Source organism: Wenxinia saemankumensis (genome assembly GCF_900141735.1).
In the GTDB taxonomy this organism is placed as follows: Bacteria; Pseudomonadota; Alphaproteobacteria; order Rhodobacterales; family Rhodobacteraceae; genus Wenxinia; species Wenxinia saemankumensis.
Map to the genome: position 1 here is coordinate 1 of NZ_FQYO01000012.1, position 5010 is coordinate 5010.

General features: G+C 65.4%; 3 protein-coding genes. All 3 read left to right on the plus strand.

The window, feature by feature from the left end; translation table 11 throughout:
- Nucleotides 1-1879: hypothetical protein (locus BUE30_RS17125; RefSeq protein WP_212590732.1), on the plus strand; the 1879-nt coding region annotated here is incomplete at its 5' end.
- A gap of 78 nt (nt 1880-1957) precedes the next feature.
- Nucleotides 1958-2851 carry a TniB family NTP-binding protein gene (locus BUE30_RS17130; RefSeq protein WP_170865670.1) on the plus strand — a complete coding sequence of 298 codons (894 nt, stop codon included), beginning with the start codon at nt 1958-1960 and terminating at the stop codon, nt 2849-2851.
- Nucleotides 2848-4341: a TniQ family protein gene (locus tag BUE30_RS17135; RefSeq protein WP_073334357.1), complete on the plus strand. Its 1494-nt coding sequence runs from the start codon at nt 2848-2850 to the stop codon at nt 4339-4341. Before BUE30_RS17130 ends, BUE30_RS17135 begins: the two co-directional genes overlap by 4 nt.
- Nucleotides 4342-5010 lie beyond the last annotated feature (669 nt).

A 5010-nucleotide genomic window follows, 5' to 3' on the forward strand; every position in this document is an offset into this window, starting at 1 on the left:
GATCTTCGTTGGGCATAAGCATGTCCCCAAGCACAGGCTTGGGCCTTCCATGGTCATGCCAGGCTGTCCGGTCGAAATGGGGGGCAGTTCAGTCCGGCCCCGCCGGTTCGATATCGAAATCCACCTCGATGAGATCGAGGCTGTGCGTCGTCGGCACCGCCGGGAAGACAGGAAGAAGACCGGGAAGGCGAAGCGCGCGGGTCGGAAGGAAGATGGCGCCGAGCCCTGCGAAAGTGCCAAGGCCATTCACGACTGGTATCGGGCCTTCCTAAAGGACCGTATCCAAGGCTGCTACGACGGGTATGTCCGATCCGGAAATCGCCGGCCGCGATTCAAGGACGACGAGATCGCCTTTTATCGAAGCGTGATCGACGAGATGCTGACCTTGGAACGCCCGCAGCTTTCCCGGATCGTGGATAGCGTTCAGGCCGCGGTGATTGTCGAGAACGATCGGCGGATGAAGCTTGACCCGCCCGAGATGCCCCTCGCGGTTCCCGGCCGGGACTACGTCAACAAACTGACGAAGTCGATTTCTCCCGTCGACTTCTGGACTCGATCGTATGGCAGGGAAGTCGCCTACCGGGACCTCCACACCCTCGGTGAAGGATTGGAACTGACCCGGGTTCTTGAGCGGATCGAGATCGACGAGCAGACAGTCGACCTGTTCGTGCTTCTGCGCGAGGCCGGTATCTTGGATGCCCTCGGGCCGGCTGAGGTAGCGGCACTCGGGTTCGATGTCCGTCAGGCGCGTCCGACGATCTCGGCGGCCGTGGACTGTCTCACGGGATGCCTCGTTGCTTTCCAGATCAGCAACAAGCCGGATTTCAACCTGACCCGCCGGACGATCGAGATGATCTATCTCGACAAGACCGAGATCGCCAAGGCTGCAGGGGCGTCTTCGACCTGGGACTTCTACGGCCACCCTGAAGCGATCGCCATGGACAAGGGAGCGGTCTATCTCAGTAAGGAGAACTGGGACCAACTGGCCAGGGCCGGCATCACCAACCTGAGCCTTCCGGCCGCGCATCCCTTCTTGAAGGGCAACATCGAGGGCTGGTTCCGCACCCTGTCCGGCAGCCACATGTCCCACCTCGTGGGGCGCGCCTTCAAGGATGTCGTCGCACGTGGCGAGAACGACGCCGAAGCGCGGGGTATCGTTGATCTCGACACCTTCCTGCGCTGGCTCACGTGCTGGATCGTCGACGTCTATCACAACACGAAACCGAAGCGCCCGGGCGGCAAGAGCCCGCGGCGGCGGTGGGACGAGGCGGTGCAGTCCGTGCCGCCGCAGATCAGGACCGACAACCGCCGCCTCAGAACGGCATTCGGTCAAACCATGGCTCGGAAGATTACCCGCGTCGGGGTGAACGTCGGAGGCATCGTCTATCAGTCCGAAGAGCTGGAAGCCTGGTTCGCGAAGGACCAACGGCGCGACGTATCCGTGCTTTGGTGGCACAGGAACATCGGCGAGGTCGAAGTGGGCCTTCCGGATGGTCGCTGGGTCTCGGTTCCGAGCAAGGAGGGCAAGTGGGCGGGGGAATCCTACGTCGACTACAAGGTTTGGCTTGCGGAGGCCGACTACGAGGACCGGAAGGAAACGCTGACTGCAGCCAAGGCGCGTCGCGCCATCGACCTTGAGGTCCTCGCATTGAAGAAGCGCCTCTCTGGCACGCTTCCCATGGTCCCGTCGGCGGCGCAGCTCGCGCGGGATGAGGCGGACATGCGCCGCTTTTCCCGGACGCGAGACCGGGTCGAACCCGAAGCCCGCCCGCTCTTCGGCGACGAGGTCGCGATCGACGAACCGGCCGATAGCCCTCCTTCGGCGGACGAGGAAGGACCCTTCGCGAACCCCGACGACTACAGCGACATCCTGGAGTAATTGATGACGAGGAACACTGGCGGGCCGAGGCCCGAAGAGACGAGCGCTCAACCGATGAAGCCGGTGGGTCAGCGTTACATGCTGAGCGACCGAGACGACGAACTGAGGGACGTGCTCGGGGATGTTCTGCGCTTCGCCCCCGACCCGACCCGGCGGGCGACGCCCATCCAGTTCGGCCGGCAGCTGGAAACCCGGGGTCTCGTTGTGTCGGGGCCGTCCGGGGTAGGGAAGACGACCCTTCTCAAGCGCGGTCTCGACGAGATTGATGGACTGGGTCTGTTCGATGGGTCTTCGGGCCACGTCGTGGAGCTGACGGTGCCGCCCGAGGCCACCCTGAAGGGGCTCGCGTTCAGCCTCCTCGACAGCCTCCTCTATACGGGCGCCAGAAACATGACCGCCGCGGAAGCATGGGAGATTGCCCAGCACCGGCTGGCCCTCTTCGAGATCTCGGTGCTCTGGATCGATGAGGCGCATCACCTCCTGACGTCCGGCTCCGGCAGGGACGCCAAGACGGCGACGCGCCGCTTGAAGCTTCTTCTTCAAGGCAACCACGCACTCGTCGTCGTGCTGTCGGGAACCCCCGAGCTGGTCGAGCTGCTGCAGAAGGATGCGGAGACGTGGCGCCGCTTCCTCAAGATGCCCCTCCGCGCCAGCCTCAGCGGCCGCGAGCGCTTGAGCTTCGCCCGCTACATCCGGGCCCTGTGCAAGGAGTATGAGGTGACGCCCCCGAACGATCCGCATCTGGCAGAACGGCTGCTCTCTGCTTCGAATGGCATCATCGGCGAGGCCATCGATCTGGTCACCCTCTGCATCGAGAGGGCACGCGCGAAGGGCCTCGATGCGCTTCACCTTGGCGATTTTCGCCGCGCCTTCGTGTATAGCGGGAACGCGGGCTCCATCACCCCCTTCGACGAAGTGGCGTGGGAGGAGCTTGCTCCGGCCCTCGAGGAGATCATGGAGGGGGTGGCGTGAGGCCCCTGACCCCCGATCTAGGTCTGGGCGATGGGGAGAGCGCTACGAGCTATGCCGCTAGGCTGACACAGTTTCATACTGGCCAAACCGGGCTTCGCGTCGTCCAGGACCTCGCCATCGACCTTGGCGCATTCCTGAAGGGCGAAGCCCATGCCGTCGAGGCACTCGCCCATGCGGCTGGCATCTCGCCCACCGAACTCCGGTCCTGCAGCATCGCCCGCTTCAGTCGGCACCGCGAGTTCAACGGCGAACGTCTTGCCAGGGACTTCGTCCGCCCGGACGGGGCCCGGTTCTGCGCGAGCTGCCTGCTCGAGGATGGTGATCGATCCACGGATCGCTACGCCCGGCTTCTCTGGAGGTTCCGCCCGGTCAGGCTGTGCCTGCGCCATGGAGCGGTGCTCTCGGCTGCGGAAACCAACGCTATCGGAGATCGCCCGCTGCCCTTTCCGGGAACCCCTGAACTGGAACGGCTCGCCTCCCGAGCGATCAGTGCTGACCCGACCCCTATGGATCGGTGGATCGCCGACCGTGTCCTTCGCCAGCCGATGGATCAAGGGACCTTTCTTGCCCGCCAGACCCTGGAGCAAGGGGTGAAGGTCTGCGAGATGCTCGGTGCCACGCTCGATCACGGGCTCGACGTCACGATTTCCCGCCTTTCGGAAGCCCAGCTGGCCGACTCCGCGGCCGAGGCATTCGAGATCGTCCGGCAGGGCGATGAGGCCGTCATGGAGGCGCTGACCGCCGTCCGGGCCATGTCGGTCTCGAACGCGGGGCAGGCGAAGTTCCGGGCGTTCTACGGCAACCTTTACGAATGGGTCAGGGCCACCGGCGGAGATGTCGGTCCCGGGCCGATTCGCGACCTGCTGCGGGATCACATCAAGGCCCGGACCGCGCTTGGTCTGGGCGACACCGTGCTCGGCGAGGAGATCTCCGAACGGACGATGCACTCCGCCTACACCTTGTCGCGGGCGACGCGGCTCCACCCGAAGCGCCTGCGGAAAATCCTCGTGCGCCTCGGCATCGCGCCGGAGAACTGCGATGACCTCGACTACAACCTCCTCGTCTTTCCCGTCGGCGAGACCGAGCAGCTGTGTCTCGACCTGCACGAGGCAGTGCCGCTCTCGGGCTTGCCGGGAGACCTCGGCTGCTCCCGGGCGCAGGCCGAGAGCCTTTGCCGCAGCGGCTTCATCAACCCCGTCGTCCCGCCCGGCGAGGGGATTGGTCGGATCGATTATGCCCGTCGTGAAATCACCCGCGTTCTGTCCTGGCTCGAGGGCTTGCCGGTCTGGGCGCCTGCGGATGGCGTCGACCTCACCCGGGCTGCGAAGATGACCTCGCTCTCGACTGGGGATCTCCTCGCCGGCATCAGGGACGGCACGATCGGCGCTGGTCGGATGCCTGGGGCTCCGTGGATCAGCGCCATCCGCATTCGGAAGAGCGACATTCGCCGGCTGCAGCTGGAAACGCGAGGACCGCCGGTTTCGGCCTGAACAGCTTGCGATTTCCGCTATAGGGCCCGCCATCGGCGGGCCTTTCTTGTGTTTCGGGCGCGCTTCGTCGTGACGAACTTTGCCCGTCGAGGTGCGGAACTATGGTCGCGCTCGCGGTCCCGGGGCCTTATTTTCTTGGGGTTCTATTGCGAGCTTGGGACGTTTTATGGTCGCCTCACCAGTTGTTGGTGGTGCGGCGACCATAAATCGTCCCGGCGACGTGCGAAGTCGCGCCGGATCGCCCCCTCCATCGCCCTCAGGAGTTCCCGATCGGCCTGACTGCCTCGGCCGATGGGCGCTTCCGGACCGCAGGCAGAACATTTCCGAGCAGTCAACGACGGACGTCCGGCAAGCAAACCCCGGGGCCCCTTCGGGGGCCCTTTTTTTCATTGGGGGCGACCTGCGGGGCAGGGCCTAGGGCCAGCCCCCGGGGCGGAGGATGGCACCGCGCTCCCCCCACGATGACCCGCCCAAAGCGCGGGATACACCTTCCCCCGCACGAACTGTCCGGGGACCGTGGCGCACCGCCCGCGCCGGTGGCAGAAGGGCGCGTCAGGGACAGGCCGGGGAGAGACGTGAGATGGACGGAGCCGCGCCGGACCGGCGGGCCGATCTGGTCGGCGCGCTCTGGATGGTGGCCGCGATGGCGGCCTTCGCGGTCGAGGACGC

Coding starts and splice junctions, on each gene's coding strand:
- BUE30_RS17130 (WP_170865670.1), top strand. CDS start 1,958: ATGCTGAGCGACCGAGACGACGAACTGAGGGACGTGCTCGGGGATGTT.